Below are 23,609 nucleotides of genomic sequence, written 5' to 3' on the forward strand. Positions count from 1 at the left end.
TATAACATGGGAACAGCTGAGATAAGAGAAAGACTTCATGAGTATATCCGTTTTGCCGACGATAAAAAAGTTCAGGCAATATATACCATGGTCGAAAGTGAGATAGTGGAAGAGCTTAATCTATGGGAAGATCAGGATTTTTTAAATGAAATGAAAGATCGTGTTGATGAATATGAAAGCGGTAGAGCTGAAATAGTATCCTTTGAAGATTTTAAAAAGAATATTAGGAATAGATAATATTCATGTTTTATACAGTCGAAATCCTTTTAAAGGCACAAGTCGAACTTTTAAAATCCCTGGAATGGTATGATGAACAATTGGAGGGATTAGGAGATCGATTGGAGTTTTCCGTTTTGAAGAAAATTAACAGCATAGCGAATCACCCACTTCTTTATCCAAGTAAGAAATCTGATTTTCGGGAATGTAAGGTTGATGACTTTCCTTTTTTGATAGTTTACAAAGTGAATAATCAGAAAAAGCTGGTAACAGTTTATTCTATATTCCACACAAGCCGTCGTCCGGGGAAGAAATATAGGAGCAATCTATAACGAATATTATTTCTATACGGTTCAACTCGCGCCCGTTTGCAAACGAGCGCAAAGCCTTATACAATCTCCTTCACCACCTCATCATCTTGTTTAACCAAGGTATAACAAGTATAATCTGGCTGAACCACTTCGCCGTTAGCGTTGGTAATAGTCATATAATGGCTGCCCCATCTTTCGAGGGTATAAAATATAGATGATAGTTCCTGACCGATAGGAGTAAGCGAATATTCAACCCTTGGTGGTACTTCGGGGAAGATATGTCTGGATACTATACCATCTTCTTCCAGCTCGCGGATTTGTTGCGAAAGCATCTTTTCGGTCATGCCGGGAATGGCCCGGTTTATCTCACTGTAGCGTTTCTGTCCGGATAATAATTGGTTTATTATGCTCAGTTTCCACTTACCGCTGATCACGCTAAGGGCTGCTGCCATAGTGCATGAATGATCGGAATGTCTGTTTTTTGTCATATTGAAAAAGGCGATATATCGATTGCATCAAACCGGCCCATAACCTACCAAAAAGTATGTTGCACACAAAATGGTGCATTCTTGTGGGGCGCCATAACGCACTGTACCTTTGATGTATCAATAACAAAGATAATGAAAAAGTTACAAGGAAAAACAGCAGTAATAACAGGCGGTAACAGTGGTATAGGCCTGGCCACAGCACAAGAGTTCATTGCACAAGGTGCTAAAGTGATCATCACCGGCAGGAACCAAAAATCAATTAACGAAGCGCTTGAAACACTTGGTGCCGATGCTAAAGGTGTAATTGCAGATAGCGGCGATATCAATCAGGTTAAACAGCTTGGTGAAAAAGTAAAAGCTATTGCCGAAAAAATAGATATTGTATTTGTTAACGCAGGTATCGGTCAGTTCAATTCAACCGAACAAATGAGCGAACAGATGTTTGACGATATCATGAACATCAACTTTAAGGGCGCTTACTTCAGTATTCAGCAATTATTACCATTGATCAATGATGGTGGTTCTATCATCCTGAATACATCAATCAACGCACATATTGGTATGGCCGGTGCAACTGTGTATGCAGCAAGTAAAGCAGCATTGCTTTCATTAGCCAAAAACATCTCAGCCGAGTTATTGCCACGCAGGATCAGGGTTAACTCTGTAAGCCCAGGCCCAGTAGTAACACCTTTACATACTGCGGATAAATTAGGCTTAACCCAGGAACAACTGGAAGGTATGGGTTCTGAACTTGTAAAACAGATTCCAATGGGCCGTTTCGGTTTAGCAGAGGAAATTGCTAAAACAGTAACTTTCTTCGCTTCTGATGATTCAACGTTTATAACAGGTGCCGAGCTGATTGCTGATGGTGGTATGGCCACTTTGAAAGGTGCTTAATTAAATAAAGAGAATATTTGTCCGGGTCCTTACAAATTTGGGTAATGTGAACGTTGTTATTGAGGACACGAACAATTTATTAACTGATGACCGGCGGCTGTGGCTTCCGGTCATTTTTTGTTGTCTGAACTCGAATTTTAAGGAATTAAACGAATTAACAGAATGAAAGACCAATTCAATAAATTCAAATAATTCCTTAAAATTCGAGTTCTGACATTAACATAGTACATAGCTGTTATGTTAATTAATACCTCAATTGTTAAAAAGTAACCCGGCTGCATATTTGTAAATCTCCTTTGGAAACAGGTAATTTGTGTTAATACGTCATGTCGCAAAGATGTATTCAAGGGTGTAAATGCGACAAATGGTCATGCATGCGTTAACTGCGTGTATTATAATAATATAATTGTCACATTGTCAGTAGCACACTTGTGGCAAGCAATTTGAATAGCATATATTTGTAAGTACAAAATTTAAAAAATAGAAATCATGGCTTTAGAAATAACTGATGCAAACTTTGACGAGCTTGTCCTGAAATCAGACAAACCGGTATTAATTGACTTTTGGGCAGAGTGGTGTGGTCCGTGTAGGATGGTGGGTCCGGTAGTTGAAGATATTGCAAAAGAATATGAAGGCAAAGCTGTTGTTGGTAAAGTAGACGTTGACAACAACCCCGGTATATCTGTAAAATACGGTATCCGTAACATCCCTGCCTTATTGTTCTTCAAAAATGGCGAAATTGTGGATAAACAAATCGGCGCTGTGCCAAAATCAGTATTAACTGATAAACTGGTAAAACAGTTAGCATAACCCTTAAGCTTATTTAATGCTATCCACTGTAGCATTAACACAACATACTTAATGAAAAAGCGTTGCAATTTTGCAACGCTTTTTTTATACCCTATATTAGCCTATGCCCAAATTAAATGATGATCAGCAAATAAGGCAACTGGCCAATCTTGAATTGCTGGCCCGGCAGGTGGTTGAAGGATTTATTACCGGTTTGCATCAAAGCCCCTTTCATGGTTTCTCGGTTGAGTTTGCTGAACATCGCCTGTATAACAATGGCGAGTCGGTAAAAAATATCGACTGGAAATTGCTGGCCCGTACCGATAAATTGTTTGTTAAGCAATTTGAAGAAGAAACCAATCTGCGTTGTTTCTTGTTGCTGGATACGTCATCATCCATGAATTTCCCCGAAGTGGGTACCAGTAAACTCCAGTTTTCGGTTTATGCTATAGCATCGTTGATGTACCTGTTCAAAAAACAGCGCGACGCGTTTGGGCTCTGTATGTTTTCGGACAAGATTGACTGGATCAGCGCGGCAAAATCAACCACAACGCACCTGTTTTATTTATATGCCGAGCTGGAAAAAACGTATGCCAGTCCTAAGGTGAATACACAAACCAATATCACCAATGTACTGCATCATATAGCGCAGGAAATCCACCAGCGTTCGTTGGTGATCATTTTTAGCGATATGCTGGAGAATAACCTGGATGCCGAAAAACAGCAGGCTTTATTTGCAGCTATTCAGCATTTGAAGTTTAATAAGCACGAGGTGGTGATTTTCAACGTAACTGATAAACAAAAGGAACTTGAGTTTAATTTTGATAACCGCCCTCATCATTTTGTTGATATTGAAAGCGGTGATGAACTGAAGGTAAACCCGGCCCGCATCCGCGAGGCCTACAAAGCATCGTTGAAAGAGTATCGCCATCAACTGGAATTAAAATGTGCGCAATATCATATCGACCTGGTTGATGCCGATATTCATGAAGGTTATCATCATATCCTGAATACCTACCTGGTTAAGCGTAATAAAATGATATGAACGAGGTGTTTATAAAAACAAAATCGTCATTATAAAGTACGAAGTAATCATGAACATAGTCACAAGTTATCCACCCTTTAACCCATCCAAACAAAACTTGCTCCATTTGGGGAGTTGAATTTATAAGTATTTGTCATTCTGAGTGATAGCGAAGAATCTTCTTCGAGAGGCAGGGCTGTTGTACAGGGCGAAGAAGATGCTTCGTGCCTACTCATGACAACTTAAAAAGGGGTGTCATACTGAGCCTGTCGAAGTATGGCGGGCAGGCCTCTTCGCACGAGTCTTCGACAGGCTCAGACTGACAGGCCCTCTTTTGTCATTTTCACCTTTAGAATCCGTAGGATTTAAACACTCAGCATGACAGTAATTAATAAAAGATTTTCTTTTGAAACAAAAAAGGCCGTTCCCATACGGAAAACGGCCTCTATAGTTAAATAGGGGATCTACTTATAAAATAAACTTGGCGAAGGTATGGATACAATGTGAAGATAAAGTGAAGCCTTACTCGCGATTAAATATGAGGAATATACTGGTGCCCTTTTCTTTTACCGAATCTATTTTTACCCTGATGCCATGAAAAGCGGTAATACTTTTTACAATGGCTAAACCAAGGCCATAACTTTCCTTTTCTTCTGTTTCAAATTTCTCGAAACGGTTAAAAGCGTTTTCTATTTGCTGCTGGTCCATCCCCGCACCTGTATCTGTTATTTCCAGTATATAAACATCTTCCTTCAATTCATCGGCAACGGTAATGCTGCCTTTAGGTTTGTTGTACTTGATAGCATTATTAATGAGGTTGAACAGCAGGGTGTGCATCAGCGGGCGGTTGCCCATAATGGAGTAGATGTATTTGATGTTGTTATTGAAAGTGAGGTGCTTTTCTTCCAATCGGTCTTCCAGTTCTTCCTCAATCTCCATAATTGCACCTGCTATCATAACTACATCGGCTTTATCATATTGGTTGTTTTCAACTTTTGATATCAGCAGCAGGCTGTTAATGATAGATTTAAGCCTGTTTAGTGTTTTCAGCGAAGCATGCATTTTATTTTCGCTGGCTTCGCTAAGTTCTTCCTGCAATAAAATGTTCTCCAGCCGGGAACTGATGATTGAGATCGGAGTTAACAGCTCGTGAGATACATTGGCAATAAACTGTTTTTCCAGGCTAAACAGGTTGCTGATCTTTTTCATGAGTGTGCTGATACTGTCATCAAGCAGCTCAAAATCCTGTGTGGTTGTTTTTACTTTTTCATAATCAAAGTTCATGGGGTCATTTACCTTGATCAGTTTGCGGTCGATGATCTTGTAAAAAGGGGCAAGCAAAAACTTAGTGAATATCAGGTCGCTTACTAAAGTAAGGGCGAGGGCTATTAACAATGTTAAGAGGGTAAACCGTTTAATAATGGATTTCAACTCTTCAATTGAAGTAATTGACACACCAATTTCAAGCAAATAGGTATGGTTGTTAAAGTTAAACTGGTGGGTTAATATGCGATAAGTTTGCGTTACACTTTCGTTGGTACGTGTTTCGGTGGTAAACGATGCGTTTTTAGTAACCGTTGGTTCAAACTTTACGGGCTTTATGGTGATAAACTCTTCCTTTAAAATATTAAAATCGGTATAAGGCTTTTGATTGGTAAGCTTACTGTTAATCTCTTTTGAATTAAGGTTTCTGAGTGTTTCCCGCTCATTTTCTTCCAGCCTGAGTTCAACATGGTCGTATGATATCTTCTCGATAGAAAGCAGGATAAGCAGACCCGTAAAAAGTATGATGGCTAACTTGGTTAACGTATTGTAAAGGGCCAGTTTTACCTGTAATTTCATAGGCTGTTAATTTCAGATGTTAATGCGGTAGCCGATGCTCCTCACTGTTTCAAACCAATCAATAGGGATATATGCCGATAGTTTTTTACGCAGGTTTTTAACATGTACATCCACAAAGTTGGAATCGGAGTTTATTTCCAGCACATCGCCCCAAACATGTTCGGTAAGGTTGGTACGGGATATTACTCTGTTTTTGTTAAGCACCAGGTAGTTGAAAATTTCAAATTCCTTTTTGGTGAGGGCAATCCGTTCATCATTATAGGTAACTGTACGGTTTTGTATATTTATTTTTAAGCCTTTTACGTTGATATCATTGCTTTCCAGCCGGTGTTTGCGGCGGGTAATGGCATGCATACGAGCCAGCAGTTCATTTAATGAAAATGGTTTTGCCAGGTAATCGTCGGCACCCTGTTCAAGGCCCGATACCCGGTCATCAACCGCGCCGCGGGCTGTAAGGATAATCACTGCATCTTCGCGGTTATTCATACCCTTAAGCATTTTAAGCAAGTCAAAACCATCGCCGTCCGGTAAACCCAGGTCGAGTAGGATAAAGTCATAATTGTTTACGAAGATTTTTTCGGACGCCGACTTTTTTGTACGGGCATGCTCAACGGTAAAACCTTCGTGGCTTAAAAATTCATCAACTTCAAGCGCAAGGCCTTTTTCGTCTTCAACAATTAATACGTTCATAATTGTGCATTTACAGGAGCTATCAATAAGGGTTATAGGGTCAAGATTATTCACGGCAGGCAAAATACCGTACCAAAGATTAACAAAGTATGAAGATAGGCTTTTATAACGGCCTGTAAAGTGTCATTTTTTAAATGTTGCGTTTAAATTAAAAAAGCACAAATCAATTTGCGGTTATCGCTGTTACCAATTAAAAGCTACCACTTCATTATATGAGACTTTCCATCGAACGCAAGCCCATCCGGGTGAATCCAGATCCGAAACGTGTAATAGCCAGGTTTTTTTTTAATGGGAACGACCGCGCCAAAGAAGTTATTGAGCGTGTGATGCTTATCAGCGAAGATGATGCCTTTGGCATTGTATCGCCGATATTGCAGGAATATTCTAAAAGGCACCGTAACATTACCCGTGTGCTCAACAGGCATTGCAGTAAACTTAAGCCCTTGTTTTTAGAGCTCAATATCGATTTTGATACGCTTACTGTTTACCGCAAACTGCTCATAGGCTCTTATTTTACGCATGAATATTCAATAGAATCGGCTGCATTCTTTAATCCTTCGATAGTTGAGGATCCAGATCAAACGGAATTAGAAGACGGACAGCGCCGCGTTATCATTAGTTTCAGGGCGGTAGGTGAGGGGCATATCTCTTCAATAACTTTTCGCCGGGCGTGGATTGATAAGAATAACAACATCAGCATTCAGCCTGCCGGCAGCTACATCGATGAAGCCGAAATTGTCAGGAACGCCGTTTATAATAAAAAGCTCTTTTTTGAAAAAGCGGCTATCACTCAAATTAATATAGATGTGATAAGCGAGTTGGAATCCAAACTCGATCATCATTTTGAATACGCCAACCTGCGCCGGATCATTATGGATTCGCAAAAGCTGCAGGAAGATGATATGAAACGGCTGGAATATGACAAAGTCCTTTGGCTTGCCGATTCTTATTATGAAATTGTTTTTTCGCTGGATACCGATATTTCCGACAGGGTGATTTTTCCGATATCTGAATACGAGCGTAAGGGGATTGAAGATGCCCGTTTTGTACAGTTCACCAACGATGACGGAAGCAAGCTTTACTATGCTACTTATACCGCTTATGATGGCTCGCTGATTATGCCAAAGCTGCTGCAAACCTCTGATTTTTATAATTTCAAAATCATGCCTTTGTACGGGGCTGGCGCTCAGAATAAAAACCTGGCCTTGTTTCCGCGTAAAGTAAATGGTAAGTATGTGATGATATCGCGGATAGATGGCTGTAATAACTATATCATGTATTCGGACAAGATCAATATCTGGGAAAAACCCGTGATGTTGCAGCAACCCAAATTTAGCTGGGAATTTGTGCAGATAGGTAATTGCGGATCACCTATCGAAACGCCGGATGGCTGGATCATGATAACCCACGGTGTTGGCCCGATGCGTCGTTATGTATTAGGTGTAAGCCTGCTCAAACTGGATGACCCTACGGTCGAAATTGGTCGCTTAAAAGAGCCTTTATTGATCCCCAATAGTGACGAACGTGAAGGCTATGTACCTAATGTACTTTACTCATGTGGAGCCATTGTGCATAATAATAAGCTTATTATTCCATACGGTGTTTCCGATTCATCAACCGCTTTTGCTGAAGTGTGTTTGGATGAACTTTTAAATAAACTTAAAGCCGAAGGCTGAAAGCTATTAACTCGTAAGTTCTTCACCGTCATTGCTTCGTACCTCGCAGCAATGACGTTTTTGTTTAATTAGCCCCTGATAGCATTGGTATTTCGCCCCATGTAATAAAGCTTTCAGCCTTAAGCCTTCTGCTTTTAGCTGGTATTTATATTGTTGATTATAAGTCAGTTAAGTATCATTTAAATCTCATGATATGTTATTAGTTAAAACTTATTCTTCTTTTTTAAGTTAAATAAATATGAAAAAGATAATTTTAAGCTTAAGCATAATGCTCATTTCGCTTGCAGGTTTTAGCCAGGCACTTAAACCTGTAAAGATAGATAGCCTTGTTACGGTTTCATTGCCAGAGGGCTTTATAAAAAAGGATACATTAGGTCAACAGATATACCAGGGTGCTGCATCATTAGGTAATATTCTTGTTTTACGCGTACCAAACGCCAATAACAAACCTTTGAATAAAGAGAAAGACCTGAAAGATGTATTTAAAACCTACATTAATGGCATCCAGAAGCAATCTGTTAACGGCAGTGTGATGTATCCGCGTGATACCACCATTGGTAAGTTGGAAGGTAAAATATTTACCCTTAGGATTGATAACAGCGGTTCAACCGGCGAATCTCCCGAATTAAGGAACTTTATCCTGTTATACACCCAGGATGCAACTTATACATTTGAGTATAACTATCCTGAACAAAGGGCCGATCTGGCAAAGGCCGAATTGAAGCAATTTTCGGGCTCTATCCATATAGCGCCTACTTTAGATCGTCGTGACCAGTACCTGTCTGATGCAAAGGGCATGTCGGCTCCGGCTAAAATAGGTATTTATGGCGGTGGCGCAGTTATCATACTGATTATCGTATTAACCGTCATCAAACGTAAAAACAGGCAACTGGAAGCAGGAGTTTAATTAACGGCAGGGGCTTTTTTGAAAACGCTATCGAGCAGGCCCCTGTTCCATTTGGCCGAATTGATGAACTGTTTACCATCAAGCCAGGTGAGCCAAAATATAGTAACAAATACGCCAATAGCCGAGCCGGCAAGTACATCTTCATAAAAATGCTCGGTTAAATACATTCTTGAATAGCCAACCATAATGGCAACAAACAAGGCTGGGATTCCCCAGCCTTTGTTTTTACAAAGGTATGTGATAACCAGTGCCGCCGAAAAAGCGCTCACCGTATGTCCCGAAGGGAAGCTGTATTTCTCTAAAATATAAACACCATCTACTGTATGCACCCTGCTCCACTGGTCGGCAAAATATAGCTTTGGCCGCGGTGCAATGTAAATGTATTTAAGGATCTGTGCTACAATTGATGTAACGGCATAGCTTGAGGCCAGCAATAACCAGCTGCGGTAGCTAAACAAAAGCATAGCAAGCGATAATATGACGGCAGTAGTACCATCGCCAATATCTGTAACGTAAGGTTCAATGGCATCAAGCCAGGGTTGGTGCCATCCGTTTACGGTAAAGAAAATAATTTCGCGGGTAAATAGCAGTTTGATAGTCAAACAGGTAGCTAAAAGGATAAGGTAAAGGATAAAAAAAGGGCGGATCCTGTACAACACGTCTTTTATTCCTATCTTCATGGTGCAAAGTAAGCATATACTTATTCAATGCAAAAAAATGATTAATTTTGAGATTGATTAGACTTATTAATTAAACTACATGTCGAAAAGTATCTTTCGTAAAAAGTCAGTAGCGAAAATTTTAAATGATGTTGAGTGCGGTTTTAGTGATAGTGAGCATCCCGGTACAACATCATCCCAACTCAAAAAAGAACTTAATGTAAAAGACCTGACCCTGATGGGCATAGCTGCCGTTGTGGGAGCCGGTATATTTTCGACAATTGGTGAAGCATCATTTCACGGTGGCCCTGCGGTTTCCATCTTATTTATTTTAACAGCTGTAACCTGTGGCTTTTCGGCGCTTTGTTATGCCGAATTTGCATCACGTATCCCGGTTGCAGGCAGTGCTTATACTTATGCTTATGCATCTTTTGGCGAGCTGATTGCCTGGATCATCGGCTGGGATTTATTAATGGAATACGCCATTGGTAACATCGCGGTAGCCATTTCCTGGAGCGAGTACTTTGTAAACCTGCTTGAGGGATTTCATATCCATATGCCCAAATTTCTGACAATGGACTATGTTTCGGCCCTGCGCGGGCATGAGCAGGTATTGGCAGCCGGCAAAAACCTCGCTGAAATTAGCGACAAGGTAAAAGCAGAAGCGCTTGCCTGGGATCAGGCGCCTGGAATAGGCAACCTTAAACTGATAGCCAATTTACCAGCCCTTTTAATTGTTATCATCATCACTTACCTGGTTTACGTCGGTATCCGCGAAACAAAAAAGGCTACCAATGCCATGGTGGTACTAAAAATAGTTATCGTAATAGCGGTAATAGTGGTAGGTTTTTTTTATGTAACACCAGCCAACTGGCACCCTTTTATGCCAAATGGTTTCAGTGGTGTTATGAAAGGGGTATCGGGTGTATTTTTTGCTTACATTGGTTTTGATGCGATATCAACCACTGCCGAAGAATGTGAAAAGCCCCAGCGCGACTTGCCCCGCGGCATGATCTACTCACTGATTATTTGTACGGTATTATATATCCTGATAGCCCTGGTGCTTACAGGTATGGTAAGCTATAAAGACCTGCAGGTTGGCGACCCACTGGCCTTTGTTTTTGCCAAAGTTGGTTTAAATAAAATAAGCTACGTGATCTCTATCAGCGCGGTTATTGCGACGGCCAGTGTATTGCTGATATTCCAATTAGGCCAGCCCAGGATCTGGATGAGTATGAGCCGCGACGGTTTATTGCCTAAAGCTTTTTCGCGTATCCATCCAAAATATCAAACGCCGGCCTTTGCAACCGTGGTAACCGGGTTTGTGGTTGCTGTTCCTGCGTTATTTATGAACCTTACCGAAGTTACCGATTTGACCAGTATAGGTACTCTTTTTGCCTTTGTGCTGGTTTGCGGGGGAGTGCTATTGCTTCCGCGCGAAGAAGCGGTTAAAGGTAAATTTCACCTGCCTTATGTAAATGGCAAATTCATTATTCCAATTATCACACTTGTGATTTTGGGTTCGGTTGCCTGGTTTAAACCGGCTGCCCAGGTTGAAATGATGCAATTTAAAAAGCTCAAAGACCGTAGCGATATCATTGATAACCTGGATAATAATGATAAGCTGAGCTTGCTTAAAACCACCAATCAACTTTACAACACCCACGTAGCCGCCCAGCCCGATTCGGCTAAGAAATATTTTAAGGATATTGAAGAAGATAAATTCAATACTGCGCTAAGGCAAACAAGCAGCATCAGCGACGCTAAAAAATATAACCTTGGTATTAATGGTTTTCTGTACAATTTTCCTAACTATCTTTTCTTTATCCTGATCATCATCATAGCGGTTTACAGCTTTATTAAAAACTTCTCGCTAATCCCGGTTTTAGGGCTCATGAGCTGTTTTTACCTCATGACCGAGCTTGGCTATACCAACTGGCTCAGGTTTTTGATATGGCTGGTAATAGGCCTGGTAATTTATGCTACTTACAGCTATAAAAACAGTGTGTTAGGCAGAGAAGCTAAAACGGCATAAATATCATGTGGACCTGCCCCATATGTGAACGTGAATTTACTGTCACTAACCAGGTGCACTCATGTCGCGACAGGGAACTATCAGAAGCGCTAAGCGGAAAATCGCCCCATACTATTGCCCTTTTTGACTATTTGGTTGATGAGTATCTTCAAATTGGTCCGGTTAAAGTTTATCCTACCAAAAGCATGATTGCTTTAGGTGCAAGGGTAAACTTTGCTTATGTAACCCAACTGGGTAAAAACTTTATTGATGTGGTATTTCCGTTTGATAAGGTTTATGATGATAACCTGTGCTTTAGCAAAATAAAACAGGTGCCAGGTACCAATCAGTATAATCATTACTTCAGGATGTTTTTTAAGGAAGATATTAATGATGAAGTAAGGAAGTATATGCGGATGGCCTGGGAGAGCGGGTTATAAAAGAAAAAACTACCACAGGCTTTCAATTAAAACTTATGTCATTGCGAGCGATAGCGTGGCAATCGCATACTATACAGAGCGGAATTGCAGGGTTCGCGATTGCCGCGTCGCTCCCTTCCCTCATATCCCCTCAAGCTCCTCGCAATGATATTTGGGGGTTGATGTATGTAGTATAAATAAAAAAAGCCTCCCGTTTCCGGAAGGCTTTCAATATTAAAAAGGCTGTTTAATTAACCCTGTGGATCTCAATTGCTTCAGGTATTGCAAGTACCAATGGCACTTTTTCTACTGTTACAAAGCTCAGATCGAGACCAAAGCCGCGCTCTTCAGATAAGCTTACTTTTTTAAGCTGCTTGTAGTAATCCATAATAAACCTTTCAATGAATGACAGGTTATGTGAGCGTGAGAAGATCTTTTCGATCACCACAAAACGGAAATCGCCGACGATTTTGTGCCTGTTCAGTGATTTGTAGGTGCTGGTAATATCAACTTCGCCTTTTTTAACCAGGTCTTCAACTACTTTCCTGAACAACAGGTTTATTTGTTGCTCAACGCGGAAACCAAGCTTAAAGTCAATGCGGATCAGCTTGTTTGGTACCAGGTGATCTACCTCGTATTCGCGTTTGTAAGGTTCGTCCACTACGTCAACGTGTACCAGCCAGTAAACATCGGCACGCTTAGGCTGCTTTTGCAGTATGGAGTAAACAATTTTTGATTCAATTTCTGAATTGAAGTTGGCGCTGGTTAAGTACACCAGTTGAGAGGCATACTTAGGTACGCTTTCATCATGGCTTAATTCGGTAATGATATCAAAATAGTCTTCAATCTCAACAAACTTAACATAGCGGTTCCTGATCTTGCGGGCGGTATGCCAGGTCCACATTACCGTGAACAGGATAAAGCCTATAGATAAGGTAAACCAGCCACCGTCTAAAAACTTATGCAGGTTACCGGTAAGGAAGGTGCCTTCAATGAGCAGGTAAACCGCCAAAAACGTGTTGATGATATAGTTGGGTACTTTTTTACGTTTCAGGAATTTGGATACCAGTATGGTGGTCATGAGCATGGCTACGGTAATACTTAAACCGTAAGCAGCTTCCATTTTGTCCGAATGTTTAAATATCAATACCACGCCTAAACAGCCAGCCCAAAGCAGCCAGTTAACGCTGGGTACATATAGCTGTCCTTTTTGTTCGGATGGGTAATTGATCCTCACTTTTGGCCAAAGGTTAAGCCTTACAGCCTCAGCAATGAGCGTGAACGAACCTGATATCAAAGCCTGGCTGGCAATGATAGCCGCCACGGTAGCGATACCGATGCCATAGATTAGGAACCAGGTTGGCATAATCTGATAAAAAGGGTTTTGGGCGTTAAGGTCCATCACGTGACCATTGCGCTGTAACAGCCAAACTGCCTGGCCTAAGTAGTTTAGGATAAGGCAAATCTTAACATAAACCCAGCTTACGCGGATATTTGCTTTACCGCAATGACCAAGATCAGAGTATAAGGCTTCGGCACCTGTAGTACACAGAAACACGGCACCTAATATAATAAATGCGCCATCGCTTGAACTCGATGTAAGCAATTTAATAGCATAGTACGGGTTTAGTGAACGGATAACCCACGGATCGTGCACAATATAGGTGATACCCAAAAAACCCATCATGGTAAACCACACAAACATGATAGGCCCAAATGCTTTACCTACCAATGATGTACCAAATTGCTGTATGATAAATAAGGCTGTAATAATAGCCATTACCACGTACACTGTTGGTAAATGCGGATAATAGGTTTGCAAACCTTCAATAGCCGAAGATATGGTAATAGGAGGGGTAATGATACCATCGGCAAGAAGGGCGCAACCGCCTACAACTGCCGGCACAATAAGCCATTTTGCTTTACGCCGCACCAGGGAGAACAGCGAAAAAATACCACCTTCACCTTTGTTATCAGCCCTTAAAGTTATCACCACATATTTTAAGGTGGTTTGCAGGGTTAATGTCCAAAAAATGAGCGAAACACCTCCAAGAATTAACGTTTCGGAAATTTGGCGTTGGCCAACAATAGCTTTAAATACGTATAATGGGGAGGTACCAATATCACCGTAAATTATTCCTAAACTGATCAAAAAGCCAGCGGCCGACAGTTTATGCAGATCTTTATGATTTGACACTTTTATGATTTAGAGATGGCAAAAATATTAATTTTTTTGGTTAAACCATTATGCCGATTAAACGTATAAGGAAATATTGTGTCTACAATACAATAAGGCTGCACATTTTGTTAAAATTTGTTAAAAAGATTTACAAAAACATTATTATTTAATGGGATGAGGGCATTATTTATACTTTTGTAGAATCATACTAAATAATGAGGCGAAATTTTACATATTCTTATGTTTACACCTACACATGGGTCGTGATGATTGCGATAGCAATTTTCATGAATTTCGCTTTTGTTGCCGATGGTCACTCGCTGAAGTCTGATACCGTGAACCTTAGGGGCAAAACAAAGGGGACCAAAACCTCTTATTTGAAAAATGGCTTGCATCTTTCGCTTCCTCCCCTGAAACCTGCTGTTACATCAAATGTAAAAATTAACGTATCCCGGCCGGATGATAAACTGTTGAGTGATGTGCAATTGTACCCCAACCCGGTAACTGATCAGATCAATCTTAAATACTCTATATCGCGCAATACCAATGTTACCATTAAAATAATGGATGTACTGGGTAACGATATTTCAACCCTGTTTTCGCAAAGGGTTGAGTCTGGCGATCATAATCTGAATTACCCTATCAGCAATAAGCTGGTTCGCGGGTTTTACTTTGTACGCGTAGTAGCCGGTACTGAGTCGGTTATTAAAAGGATCTCTGTTATTAATTAATAAATAGCTAAAACTATGTCATTGCGAGCATAGCGCGGAAATTTCGTAGCCAACGCATATCCGTCTTGTATAGCTACGAGATTGCCACGTCGCCGCGGACGCTTTTGCCCATGCCGCTCCTCGCAATGACATGCGTTATTTACGTCAAATAATTAATACAAGTCATAAACCTTCCCCCAAACCCATCAAATTTTTTAGCTTTGGCAATTATAGCGTTCATTTATGAAAATTATTGCCATTGGCCGCAACTACGCCGAACACGCCAAAGAACTCAATAACCCGGTACCTACCACGCCGGTTATCTTCATGAAGCCCGACACGGCTTTGCTGAAAGAAAACAAGCCTTTTTATCACCCCGATTTTTCGGAAGATGTTCACCACGAAATAGAACTGGTTTTAAAGATCAGCAAGGAAGGCAAACACATCAGCGAAAAATTTGCCGCCAACTATTATGAAGAGATTGGTTTAGGGATTGATTTCACTGCACGCGATGTTCAGGCCCGTCATAAAGAGAAAGGTTTACCCTGGGAATTGGCCAAAGCTTTTGATGGTTCGGCGCCTATCAGCACTTTTGTGCCTAAGGCAAAGTTCGAATCGGTTTATGATATCAACTTTAAGCTGGACATCAACGGCGAAACCCGCCAGCAGGGTAACACCCGCGACTTGCTTTTCTCGTTCGAGAGCATCATCGCCTTTGTTTCAAAATACATCACTCTTAAAAAGGGCGATCTTATATTTACCGGCACTCCTCCGGGTGTATCAAAAGTAAAAATCGGCGACAGGCTTGAGGGATACCTTGAGGATGAGAAAATGCTCGATTTTTACGTTAAATAAGCATGATCAAAAAACTATTGGTTACAGGTGCTATGTGTTTGGCACTTTATTCAAACACATTTGCGCAGAATGATATTATACAAAGCAGGCAATACCCGCAAAATTATTTCAGGTATCCGCTTGATCTTACACCGCCTACCACCGCTGGCTCATTTGGCGAGCTAAGGCCATCTCATTTCCATTCCGGGCTCGATTTTAAAACTAATCAGCGCACCGGTTATCCCGTACATGCTGCTGCCGAAGGTTACATATCAAGGGTACGCGTACAGTTTGGTGGCTTTGGGCGGGCAATCTACATCACCCACCCAAACGGTTATACTACGGTTTATGGGCATTTGGAAAGTTTTAGTCCGGCGGTTATCGATCTCGTGAAAAAATACCAGTACGAGCACCAAACCTACGAGGCTGATTTTAACCTTACACCAACACAAGTACCGGTTAAAAAAGATGAAGTTGTAGCCATTTCAGGTAATGCCGGTGCATCGGCCGGGCCGCATGTGCACTTCGAGATCAGGGACAGCAAAACCGAGGAAACCATCAATGCACAATTATTCGGCTTAACCATCCCCGATAAAGTGCCGCCTACCATTACCTCTATTGGCATTTATCACCTTAACGGGAAACCCTTTAGCGAAAAAACATCCAAGGAGTTTTTAGGCGTTACCGGATCAGCAGGTAATTATCACCTTATTAAGCCACAAACACTTGAACTAAGCGGCAATATCGGCTTCGGGATTAATACTACAGATATGAACAGTACGTCGTTTAACCATAACGGCGTTTATTCTATCGAACTAAAGCTGGACGGCAAAACGGTATATACCTTTGCGGTTGAGCGTTTCGCGTTTGATCAAACCCATGCCATCAACGCTTATATCGATTATCCTGCCTTTGAATCATCCCGCAGGTGGATGCAGAAATGTTTCATCCTGCCTGGAAGCCGCATTTCGTTGTATCCGCAGTCGGTAAACAATGGCATCATTACGTTTGACGATAATGCCACACACGACGTAGAATACGTAGTGAAAGATGTTGCAGGCAATACATCATCACTGAAGCTGAAAGTTAAATCGTCTCCGTTTGTTAATCCCCAGCCCGTAAAACCTACAGGTACTATGTTTTATTACGATAAGCGCAGCGAGTTTAGTAACGATAAAGTTAAGGTGATCATTATGCCGGGCAATCTGTATGATGATCTTGATTTTCAATATTCGGTATCGGCAAAACCTGTTGGGGCTTATTCGGCTATGCACCATATCCATAATAGGTTAACGCCCATTCATGACAGCTATGAGATCTGGATCAAGCCGGATGTTGATTTGGGCAAGTATGCTGATAAGGCGGTTATTGTAAGTTCATGGGGCGGCTGCCAGGGTGGCTACTTTAAAGATGGCTACGTGATATCGCAGGTGAGCGCTTTTGGCGATTATTATATCAAAATAGATACTGTACCGCCCGTTATTCACCCGCTCAATATCAAAAATGGCAGCAATATGAAGGCTGCACGCAGTATTAATTTCAGAATGAGCGATAATTTATCAGGAATTAAGAGCTATACGGGTACAATTGACGGTAAATGGGTGCTAATGGAGCATGATTATAAAAGTAAAATATTAAGTTACACGTTTAATAACGATATTGCACCCGGTAAACACGTGTTTAAGTTGGCTTTAGTTGATAACAAGAATAATTTTTCGGAATTTTCCGCCGATTTTTCCAGATAAGTACCAGATAAACCATGACAACATTAAAAGAAGGCGATAAAGCACCCGCTTTTACCGCTAAAGACCAAAACGGTAAGGAAGTATCCCTTGCTGATTACAAAGGCAAAAATGTGATCCTTTATTTTTATCCAAAAGATGATACCCCAGGTTGTACTGCCGAATCATGCGATTTCAGGGATAATTATCAATCGCTTTTAAGCAAGGGTTTTGAAGTGATAGGTGTAAGCACCGATGATGAAAAATCGCACAAAAAATTTGAAACCAAATACAGTCTGCCATTTACCCTTATTGCCGATAATGAGCTTAAAATTGTTGAAGCTTATGGCGTATGGGTTGAGAAGAATATGTATGGCAAAAAATATATGGGTACGGCCCGTACTACATTCATAATTGATGCAGAGGGAGTTATTACGCACGTGATCAGTAAGGTTGATACTAAGGCCTCATCACAGCAGGTGCTTGATCTTGTAAAATAAGTGTTAAAAACACAATCAAAATAGCTACTTTAGCAGTTCCTAAATTCCATTAATGAAAGCAGACTTACAAACTTTAGAAAAAACCGCGTCGCAAATAAGGCGCGACATTGTACGCATGGTACATGGCTGTCAATCAGGCCACCCGGGCGGCTCACTGGGCTGTACCGATTTCTTTACCGCACTGTATTTTTCGGTAATGAACCACGATCCTAAATTTAATATGGATGCTGTTGGCGAAGATATTTTCTTCTTGTCAAACGGTCATATTTCGCCTGTGTTTTACAGCACACTGGCACATGCAGGCTATTTTGATAAAGCCGAACTGGCAACTTTCCGTAAACTAAACGCTCGTTTACAAGGTCACCCAACTACACATGAGCACCTTCCTGGTATCCGTATTGCTTCGGGTTCATTAGGTCAGGGCTTATCAGTAGCTATCGGTGCTGCATTAGCTAAGAAATTAAACGGTGATAAATCATTGGTGTTTACCCTGCATGGCGATGGAGAGATCCAGGAAGGCCAGATCTGGGAAGCAGCAATGTTTGCTCCTCACAATCATGTTGATAACCTGATCTCAACTATTGATGTTAACGGTCAGCAAATTGATGGTCCAACCAAACAGGTGCTTTCATTAGGCGATCTTCGCGCTAAATGGGAAGCTTTTGGCTGGGATGTACTGGATATGAAAGGTAATGATATGGCCGATGTGGTTAGGGTGCTTGAAGAAGCAAAAAGCCGTACAGGTCAGGGCAAACCGATCATGATCCTGATGCATACTGAAATGGGCTACGGTGTTGACTTTATGGTGGGCAGCCACAAATGGCACGGTGTTGCGCCAAATGATGAGCAGCTTAAACTGGCTTTAGATCAGTTAGAAGAAACACTGGGCGATTATTAATCCCCCCTCCGGCTCTCCAAAGGGGGAGAGTTAAAAAAGCGTCAGTTTAATTTAGTTACGATTTAATGCCAATCTCTCTCAATTGTGCAGAGGGAATTTGAACAATGAAAAAATACACTTACACAGATAAAAAAGATACCCGCTCGGGCTTTGGCGCCGGGTTGCTGGAAGCAGGCCAGAAAAACGATCAGGTTGTTGCCCTTTGTGCCGACCTCATCGGTTCGTTAAAAATGAACGATTTTATTAAAGCATTCCCTGAGCGTTTTGTACAGGTAGGTATTGCCGAAGCTAACATGATCGGTATTGCTGCTGGTATGACCATCGGTGGTAAAATCCCTTTCACAGGTACTTTCGCTAACTTTTCTACAGGCAGGGTTTATGACCAGATCCGCCAGTCAGTAGCTTATTCAAACAAAAATGTTAAGATCTGCGCTTCACACGCCGGTTTAACTTTGGGCGAAGACGGTGCTACCCACCAGATTTTGGAAGATATCGGCCTGATGAAAATGTTACCGGGCATGACTGTTATCAACACCTGCGATTATAACCAAACTAAAGCTGCTACTGTTGCTATTGCTGAGTACGACGGCCCGGTTTACTTGCGTTTCGGCAGGCCGGTTGTTCCTATCTTTACCGATCCTGATCAAAAATTTGAAATTGGTAAAGCATGGATGGTGAATGAAGGCGCCGATGTAAGTATCTTTGCTACAGGTCACCTGGTATGGCAGGCTATTTTGGCAGGCGAAATTTTAGCTGAACAAGGTATCGATGCCGAGATCATCAACATCCACACTATTAAACCATTGGATGAAGAAGCTATTTTGAAATCGGTTGCTAAAACAGGCTGCGTAGTTACTGCCGAAGAGCATAACCGCCTTGGTGGTTTAGGTGACAGCGTTGCGCAGGTACTTGCGGTACACAACCCTTCACCACAGGAGTACGTAGCTGTTAATGACAGCTTTGGCGAAAGCGGTACACCTGAACAACTGATGACCAAATATGGCCTGGATGCAGATCATATTGTGGCCGCAGTTAAAAAGGTGATAGAAAGAAAAAACAAAAAAGGTTAATTAAACCTTTAACATTAATAAAATTCTAAAAATGTCGGTACAGGTTGAAGATTCAGAGATATTAAGCAAGTTTCAGGACGAAAAAACCCGAAATGAGGCGTTTAACCTGTTGTTGAAAAAATACCAGCAAAAAATATACTGGCACATCAGGCGCATGGTTGTTGATCATGACGATGCCGATGATTTGGTTCAGGATGTTTTTGTAAAGGTTTGGAAAAACCTTGCTGGTTTCAGAAACGACGCGCAACTGTACACCTGGATGTACAGGATAGCATCCAACGAATGCATTACTTTTTTGAATAAGAAAAAACAAAAAAATAATGTTTCGTTGGATGATGTTGCTTACGAGCTGGCTGATACACTGGCCGACTCAACCTATTTTAACGGCGACGCAGCGCAGCGTAAACTGCAGGAAGCACTGCTTACCCTGCCCGAAAAACAACGGCTTGTTTTCAATATGAAATACTATGAAGACATGAAGTACGAAGAAATGTCGCAGGTTTTGGGTACCAGTGTAGGGGCTTTAAAAGCTTCTTTTCACTTGGCAGTCAAGAAGATAGAAGCTCATTTGCTTGGTCACGATTAATTTTTTAATTTACGTTAAACCTTTTAGCACAATACCAATCTATAGTTGTGTATGAAAAGCGATATGGACAATAGGGAATGGCTGGATGATTTCATCGCGCTGAAACAGGTTAGCAAAACTAACCCGTTCGCAGTGCCTGAAGGCTATTTTCATGAGTTAGCGCAGCACATTACAACACGCATAAGGCTTGAGGGATTAAAAAACTATCCATCTGCAGGGTACACGGTACCTGAAAATTACTTTGACGAGCTAAGCAGCAACATCCAAAGCCGTATAAATATTGAGAGTGCTTTTAGCGCCGGTGATTCGGGGTTTACCGTTCCCGAAAATTATTTTGATGAGCTTAGCAGCAACATTCAAAGCCGTATTGTGGTAGATGAAGCCATGGATGCGGGCGAGGGTTTTACGGTGCCCGAAAATTATTTTGACCAACTGAGCAGCAATATCCAAAGCCGTATAACGGTGGAGGAGGCCATGGGCGACGAAGGTTTTACGGTTCCTGAAAATTATTTTGACGAACTGAGCAGCAATATCCAAAGCCGCATTGCGGTGGAGGAGGCCATGGGGGATGAAGGCTTTACCGTTCCTGAAAATTATTTTGAGGAATTAAGCGCCAACATCCAAAGCCGAATTGCGATAGAGGAAGCCATGAACATGGAACATGAAGGCTTTGAAGTGCCTGCAAACTACTTTGATCAGCTTAGCCAGCGCATTTTAGATAAAACTGTTAATGCTGAGGTTGAAGAGGAGCAAGAGGTAGATAATGTTGTAAGCATTAATAAAGCCAAACCTGTACAGAAAAAAGGCATGGTAAGGAGGCTTTGGTCTTCACCAACCATCAGGTATGCTACAGCCGCTTGTTTTGCTTTGATACTTGGTGTAGGTGTTATTTTCAGGGCAGATTTACAGCCGGCAGATCATAACCACTCTTATTTACATGAGCAGGTGTCATCAGTTCCGGTTGATGAAATAAAAAGCTATCTTCAGTTACATATGGACGCAAGCGATACCCGTACACTGATGGATGCTAATCAAAAAAGTAATACAAGTAATGCAGATGAAGATCTGTCGGATTATATAGATAATTAAACAGAGGAAAATATTTAATGAGTAAACTGATCAGGCATATTTGTATTGTGCTATTTGTTATGGCTATGGGCTATGAAGCTGTGGGACAGGTTAACCGCTTTGTTCCGGCTCAAACGCCTTCAAGGCCCGAGCTTAATCCCGTTCGCCCTAATGGCAACAAAAAAGGTGCTATGGGAAAAAGACTTGAGGCTGCCCGTAACAGGTATATTAGCCGTCAGCTTGATCTTACCGATGATGAAGCGACCAAATTTTGGCCGCTTTATAATCAATATCAGCAGGAGCTTACTGCTGTGCGCATCCTTAAGCGTTTAAACAACTCAACTTCATCAACCAACGGAACCGAGCAAATAGATAAAGAGATCTATTATGAAAGCCAACTGGTTGGAATCCGTAAACGCTACCGTGATTCTTTTTCAAAGATCCTTCCGCCCGAAAAGGTGAGCATCCTGTACAAAAGCGAGCAGGAATTTAACGACGAGCTCATCAAACAGCTTAGCGAACGCAGCGAAAGAGCGGGGAATTGAGGTTGAAGTTTTAAGTCGCGAGTCTTTAGTTAGAAGTATTAAGTCAATATTTACTGAGATTAGTTTTAATTTTTAGATGGTTTTCTATCTGAGGGTTTGAACTATCTTTGCATACATACTGTAGGTCTTAAATATTATATAAGAACCGTCATTGCGAGGAACGAAGCAATCCCCTGTAGACAGGTCCGCCCTGTACAGTTTGGTATTACTTCGTTCCTCGTAATGACGGTTTGGAAATTAACTTAGGCCCTCACAACTTAAGACTTAGAACTTAACAACATGCCAACTCTTCGCCAGCTTTTTCTTGCCAATAACGCACAAACCACCAATTTTCCTTTATTACTTGAATTTGAGCGTGCCGAAGGTATCTATATGTACAATGCGGAGGGCAGGCCATATATCGACCTGATTTCAGGTATTGGTGTAAGCAGCTTAGGCCACAGCAACCCTTATGTTATTGATGCTATAAAACAGCAGGTTGATAAATATATGCACCTGATGGTTTACGGCGAATACGTACAAACACCGCAGGTGCGTTTTGCCGAAAAGCTTGTTTCTGTATTGCCGGATAATTTACAGTCGGTTTATTTTACCAACTCGGGCGCCGAAGCTGTGGAGGGGGCATTAAAGCTCGCTAAGCGCTTTACCCGCCGGCAGCAGGTTGTTGCCTGCCTTAACTCATATCATGGCAGCACACACGGCGCATTGAGCGTTATGGGTAATGAGGAGTTTAAGCAGGCTTACCGGCCTTTGTTGCCGGGTGTTAATTTCATCCGGTTTGATAACCCGGACGATCTCCTGCTGATCACTGAAGAAACGGCCTGTGTCATCATCGAAACCATCCAGGGTGAGGCTGGTATCCGCGTACCGGATATTGCTTATATGCAAGCCTTACGGGCACGTTGTACCGAAATGGGTACACTGTTGATACTGGATGAGATCCAGGCGGCGTTTGGTCGTACAGGTAAGCTTTTCGCTTTTGAACATTTTGGTATTGTTCCCGATATTTTGCTTTTGGCAAAAGCTTTGGGTGGCGGCATGCCTATTGGTGCATTTATTTCATCTAATGAGATCATGGATGTGCTGAAGGAAAACCCTATTCTTGGCCATATCACCACGTTTGGCGGGCACCCGGTATGTTGTGCGGCGGGTTTGGCCGCCTTAGAATATCTGCTGGATAACGAATTGGTATCCGGTGTAGCCGAAAAAGAGACTTTGTTTCGGGAATTGCTTGTACATCCTGCTATACACCAGGTTCGCGGTAAAGGTTTAATGATGGCCGTTGAGCTGGAAAACTTCGACCTCAATAAAAAAATAATTGACCGCTGTATCGAAAATGGTGTTATCACCGACTGGTTTTTGCATTGCAGCAACTCTATGCGTTTAGCTCCCCCGCTTATTATTACGCATGATGAGATCAGGAAGGCTTGTGATGTGATTGTTGAAGCTATTGATTTCCACAGTAAATAAAATACAATATCCTCCTTGTCATTTCGAGCGAGGAACGAGTGAGAAATCTTGTACTATACGCAAAGCCGCATGGCGTATAAGATTTCTCTTTCGCTC

24 protein-coding genes are annotated in these 23,609 nt (G+C 41.6%); 19 read left to right on the forward strand and 5 right to left on the reverse strand.

Going from position 1 to position 23,609, the window contains the following annotated elements:
* The first annotated feature begins 6 nt into the window (after positions 1-6).
* Together BMX50_RS32725 and BMX50_RS35245 are read left to right on the forward strand one after the other, a co-directional pair.
* Complete coding sequence (locus BMX50_RS32725) at positions 7-237, forward strand: hypothetical protein (RefSeq protein WP_091221816.1); 231 nt, start codon at positions 7-9, stop codon at positions 235-237.
* Between the two features lie 5 nt (positions 238-242).
* Positions 243-548, forward strand: coding sequence for a type II toxin-antitoxin system RelE/ParE family toxin (locus tag BMX50_RS35245; protein WP_091221820.1), 306 nt, complete (start codon positions 243-245; stop codon positions 546-548).
* Positions 549-604: 56 nt separating this feature from the next.
* Here the strand turns inward: BMX50_RS35245 and BMX50_RS32735 are convergent, their stop codons facing one another.
* Positions 605-1,015 (reverse strand): winged helix-turn-helix transcriptional regulator, encoded by a 411-nt coding sequence (locus tag BMX50_RS32735; RefSeq protein ID WP_091221823.1) that lies wholly within the window; start codon positions 1,013-1,015, stop codon positions 605-607.
* A 132-nt stretch (positions 1,016-1,147) separates the two neighbouring features.
* Between BMX50_RS32735 and BMX50_RS32740 the strand changes: the two genes are divergently transcribed.
* The 3 genes from BMX50_RS32740 to BMX50_RS32750 all read left to right on the forward strand — a co-directional run bounded on the left by BMX50_RS32740 (position 1,148) and on the right by BMX50_RS32750 (position 3,746).
* A complete protein-coding gene (locus tag BMX50_RS32740; RefSeq protein WP_091222180.1) occupies positions 1,148-1,912 on the forward strand; it encodes an SDR family oxidoreductase in 765 nt (254 codons plus the stop codon).
* Between the two features lie 489 nt (positions 1,913-2,401).
* Positions 2,402-2,722, forward strand: a complete 321-nt coding sequence (trxA, locus tag BMX50_RS32745) for a thioredoxin (RefSeq protein WP_090531998.1) — start codon at positions 2,402-2,404, stop codon at positions 2,720-2,722.
* Positions 2,723-2,825: 103 nt separating this feature from the next.
* Positions 2,826-3,746 carry a DUF58 domain-containing protein gene (locus BMX50_RS32750; RefSeq protein WP_091221826.1) on the forward strand — a complete coding sequence of 307 codons (921 nt, stop codon included), beginning with the start codon at positions 2,826-2,828 and terminating at the stop codon, positions 3,744-3,746.
* 501 nt (positions 3,747-4,247) lie between these two features.
* Here the strand turns inward: BMX50_RS32750 and BMX50_RS32755 are convergent.
* Entirely contained in the window at positions 4,248-5,567 is a 1,320-nt protein-coding gene (locus BMX50_RS32755; RefSeq protein ID WP_091221830.1) for a sensor histidine kinase, read from the reverse strand.
* A 12-nt stretch (positions 5,568-5,579) separates the two neighbouring features.
* A complete protein-coding gene (locus BMX50_RS32760; RefSeq protein ID WP_091221836.1) occupies positions 5,580-6,257 on the reverse strand; it encodes a response regulator transcription factor in 678 nt (225 codons plus the stop codon).
* 212 nt (positions 6,258-6,469) lie between these two features.
* On the opposite strand from BMX50_RS32760, the gene BMX50_RS32765 reads away from it, so the two are divergent.
* Both BMX50_RS32765 and BMX50_RS32770 read left to right on the forward strand, forming a co-directional pair.
* A complete protein-coding gene (locus tag BMX50_RS32765) occupies positions 6,470-7,933 on the forward strand; it encodes a glycoside hydrolase family 130 protein (protein ID WP_091221846.1) in 1,464 nt (487 codons plus the stop codon).
* 238 nt (positions 7,934-8,171) lie between these two features.
* Positions 8,172-8,840 (forward strand): hypothetical protein, encoded by a 669-nt coding sequence (locus BMX50_RS32770; protein ID WP_091221851.1) that lies wholly within the window; start codon positions 8,172-8,174, stop codon positions 8,838-8,840.
* Here BMX50_RS32770 and BMX50_RS32775 read toward each other — a convergent pair.
* Positions 8,837-9,520, reverse strand: coding sequence for a phosphatase PAP2 family protein (locus BMX50_RS32775; protein ID WP_091221854.1), 684 nt, complete (start codon positions 9,518-9,520; stop codon positions 8,837-8,839). The genes BMX50_RS32770 and BMX50_RS32775 overlap by 4 nt on opposite strands.
* A gap of 79 nt (positions 9,521-9,599) precedes the next feature.
* On the opposite strand from BMX50_RS32775, the gene BMX50_RS32780 reads away from it, so the two are divergent.
* Positions 9,600-11,534 carry an amino acid permease gene (locus BMX50_RS32780; protein ID WP_091221857.1) on the forward strand — a complete coding sequence of 645 codons (1,935 nt, stop codon included), beginning with the start codon at positions 9,600-9,602 and terminating at the stop codon, positions 11,532-11,534.
* 5 nt (positions 11,535-11,539) lie between these two features.
* Entirely contained in the window at positions 11,540-11,953 is a 414-nt protein-coding gene (locus BMX50_RS32785; protein ID WP_244281162.1) for a DUF5655 domain-containing protein, read from the forward strand.
* 226 nt (positions 11,954-12,179) lie between these two features.
* On the opposite strand, the gene BMX50_RS32790 is transcribed toward BMX50_RS32785, so the two are convergent.
* Positions 12,180-14,129, reverse strand: coding sequence for a KUP/HAK/KT family potassium transporter (locus tag BMX50_RS32790; RefSeq protein ID WP_091221864.1), 1,950 nt, complete (start codon positions 14,127-14,129; stop codon positions 12,180-12,182).
* A 269-nt stretch (positions 14,130-14,398) separates the two neighbouring features.
* Here BMX50_RS32790 and BMX50_RS32795 point away from each other — a divergent pair, with 269 nt between their 5' ends.
* From BMX50_RS32795 to BMX50_RS32840, 10 genes are all read left to right on the forward strand, one after another.
* Positions 14,399-14,842 carry a T9SS type A sorting domain-containing protein gene (locus BMX50_RS32795; protein ID WP_158286892.1) on the forward strand — a complete coding sequence of 148 codons (444 nt, stop codon included), beginning with the start codon at positions 14,399-14,401 and terminating at the stop codon, positions 14,840-14,842.
* A 222-nt stretch (positions 14,843-15,064) separates the two neighbouring features.
* A complete protein-coding gene (locus BMX50_RS32800) occupies positions 15,065-15,676 on the forward strand; it encodes a fumarylacetoacetate hydrolase family protein (protein WP_091221873.1) in 612 nt (203 codons plus the stop codon).
* Between the two features lie 2 nt (positions 15,677-15,678).
* On the forward strand, positions 15,679-17,400 hold the full coding sequence (locus BMX50_RS32805; protein ID WP_091221877.1) for a M23 family metallopeptidase: 1,722 nt from the start codon (positions 15,679-15,681) through the stop codon (positions 17,398-17,400).
* A 14-nt stretch (positions 17,401-17,414) separates the two neighbouring features.
* Positions 17,415-17,876: a thioredoxin-dependent thiol peroxidase gene (gene bcp / locus BMX50_RS32810; protein WP_091221880.1), complete on the forward strand. Its 462-nt coding sequence runs from the start codon at positions 17,415-17,417 to the stop codon at positions 17,874-17,876.
* A gap of 52 nt (positions 17,877-17,928) precedes the next feature.
* Positions 17,929-18,774, forward strand: coding sequence for a transketolase (locus tag BMX50_RS32815; RefSeq protein ID WP_090531971.1), 846 nt, complete (start codon positions 17,929-17,931; stop codon positions 18,772-18,774).
* 104 nt (positions 18,775-18,878) lie between these two features.
* The gene (locus BMX50_RS32820; RefSeq protein WP_090531969.1) at positions 18,879-19,844 is read left to right on the forward strand and encodes a transketolase family protein; all 966 of its coding nucleotides are present in this window, start codon (positions 18,879-18,881) and stop codon (positions 19,842-19,844) included.
* Positions 19,845-19,875: 31 nt separating this feature from the next.
* Entirely contained in the window at positions 19,876-20,430 is a 555-nt protein-coding gene (locus BMX50_RS32825; protein WP_091221884.1) for an RNA polymerase sigma factor, read from the forward strand.
* A 63-nt stretch (positions 20,431-20,493) separates the two neighbouring features.
* A complete protein-coding gene (locus BMX50_RS32830) occupies positions 20,494-21,519 on the forward strand; it encodes a hypothetical protein (protein WP_167668170.1) in 1,026 nt (341 codons plus the stop codon).
* A gap of 17 nt (positions 21,520-21,536) precedes the next feature.
* The gene (locus BMX50_RS32835) at positions 21,537-22,043 is read left to right on the forward strand and encodes a hypothetical protein (RefSeq protein ID WP_091221890.1); all 507 of its coding nucleotides are present in this window, start codon (positions 21,537-21,539) and stop codon (positions 22,041-22,043) included.
* Positions 22,044-22,322: 279 nt separating this feature from the next.
* Complete coding sequence (locus BMX50_RS32840; protein WP_091221894.1) at positions 22,323-23,513, forward strand: aspartate aminotransferase family protein; 1,191 nt, start codon at positions 22,323-22,325, stop codon at positions 23,511-23,513.
* Positions 23,514-23,609: the final 96 nt, after the last annotated feature.

It is taken from the genome of Mucilaginibacter gossypiicola (assembly GCF_900110105.1).
Taxonomy (GTDB): domain Bacteria; phylum Bacteroidota; class Bacteroidia; order Sphingobacteriales; family Sphingobacteriaceae; genus Mucilaginibacter; species Mucilaginibacter gossypiicola.

Bases quoted from the DNA above. Each gene is read 5' to 3' on its own strand.
- BMX50_RS32775 (WP_091221854.1), bottom strand. From the start codon at position 9,520: ATGAAGATAGGAATAAAAGACGTGTTGTACAGGATCCGCCCTTTTTTT.
- BMX50_RS32740 (WP_091222180.1), top strand. From the start codon at position 1,148: ATGAAAAAGTTACAAGGAAAAACAGCAGTAATAACAGGCGGTAACAGT.
- BMX50_RS32815 (WP_090531971.1), top strand. From the start codon at position 17,929: ATGAAAGCAGACTTACAAACTTTAGAAAAAACCGCGTCGCAAATAAGG.
- BMX50_RS32840 (WP_091221894.1), top strand. From the start codon at position 22,323: ATGCCAACTCTTCGCCAGCTTTTTCTTGCCAATAACGCACAAACCACC.
- BMX50_RS32830 (WP_167668170.1), top strand. From the start codon at position 20,494: ATGGACAATAGGGAATGGCTGGATGATTTCATCGCGCTGAAACAGGTT.
- BMX50_RS32780 (WP_091221857.1), top strand. From the start codon at position 9,600: ATGTCGAAAAGTATCTTTCGTAAAAAGTCAGTAGCGAAAATTTTAAAT.
- BMX50_RS32805 (WP_091221877.1), top strand. From the start codon at position 15,679: ATGATCAAAAAACTATTGGTTACAGGTGCTATGTGTTTGGCACTTTAT.
- BMX50_RS32800 (WP_091221873.1), top strand. From the start codon at position 15,065: ATGAAAATTATTGCCATTGGCCGCAACTACGCCGAACACGCCAAAGAA.
- BMX50_RS32725 (WP_091221816.1), top strand. From the start codon at position 7: ATGGGAACAGCTGAGATAAGAGAAAGACTTCATGAGTATATCCGTTTT.
- BMX50_RS32785 (WP_244281162.1), top strand. From the start codon at position 11,540: ATGTGGACCTGCCCCATATGTGAACGTGAATTTACTGTCACTAACCAG.
- BMX50_RS32835 (WP_091221890.1), top strand. From the start codon at position 21,537: ATGAGTAAACTGATCAGGCATATTTGTATTGTGCTATTTGTTATGGCT.
- BMX50_RS32795 (WP_158286892.1), top strand. From the start codon at position 14,399: ATGAATTTCGCTTTTGTTGCCGATGGTCACTCGCTGAAGTCTGATACC.
- BMX50_RS32825 (WP_091221884.1), top strand. From the start codon at position 19,876: ATGTCGGTACAGGTTGAAGATTCAGAGATATTAAGCAAGTTTCAGGAC.
- BMX50_RS32760 (WP_091221836.1), bottom strand. From the start codon at position 6,257: ATGAACGTATTAATTGTTGAAGACGAAAAAGGCCTTGCGCTTGAAGTT.
- BMX50_RS32750 (WP_091221826.1), top strand. From the start codon at position 2,826: ATGCCCAAATTAAATGATGATCAGCAAATAAGGCAACTGGCCAATCTT.
- BMX50_RS35245 (WP_091221820.1), top strand. From the start codon at position 243: ATGTTTTATACAGTCGAAATCCTTTTAAAGGCACAAGTCGAACTTTTA.
- BMX50_RS32820 (WP_090531969.1), top strand. From the start codon at position 18,879: ATGAAAAAATACACTTACACAGATAAAAAAGATACCCGCTCGGGCTTT.
- trxA (WP_090531998.1), top strand. From the start codon at position 2,402: ATGGCTTTAGAAATAACTGATGCAAACTTTGACGAGCTTGTCCTGAAA.
- bcp (WP_091221880.1), top strand. From the start codon at position 17,415: ATGACAACATTAAAAGAAGGCGATAAAGCACCCGCTTTTACCGCTAAA.
- BMX50_RS32735 (WP_091221823.1), bottom strand. From the start codon at position 1,015: ATGACAAAAAACAGACATTCCGATCATTCATGCACTATGGCAGCAGCC.
- BMX50_RS32765 (WP_091221846.1), top strand. From the start codon at position 6,470: ATGAGACTTTCCATCGAACGCAAGCCCATCCGGGTGAATCCAGATCCG.
- BMX50_RS32755 (WP_091221830.1), bottom strand. From the start codon at position 5,567: ATGAAATTACAGGTAAAACTGGCCCTTTACAATACGTTAACCAAGTTA.
- BMX50_RS32770 (WP_091221851.1), top strand. From the start codon at position 8,172: ATGAAAAAGATAATTTTAAGCTTAAGCATAATGCTCATTTCGCTTGCA.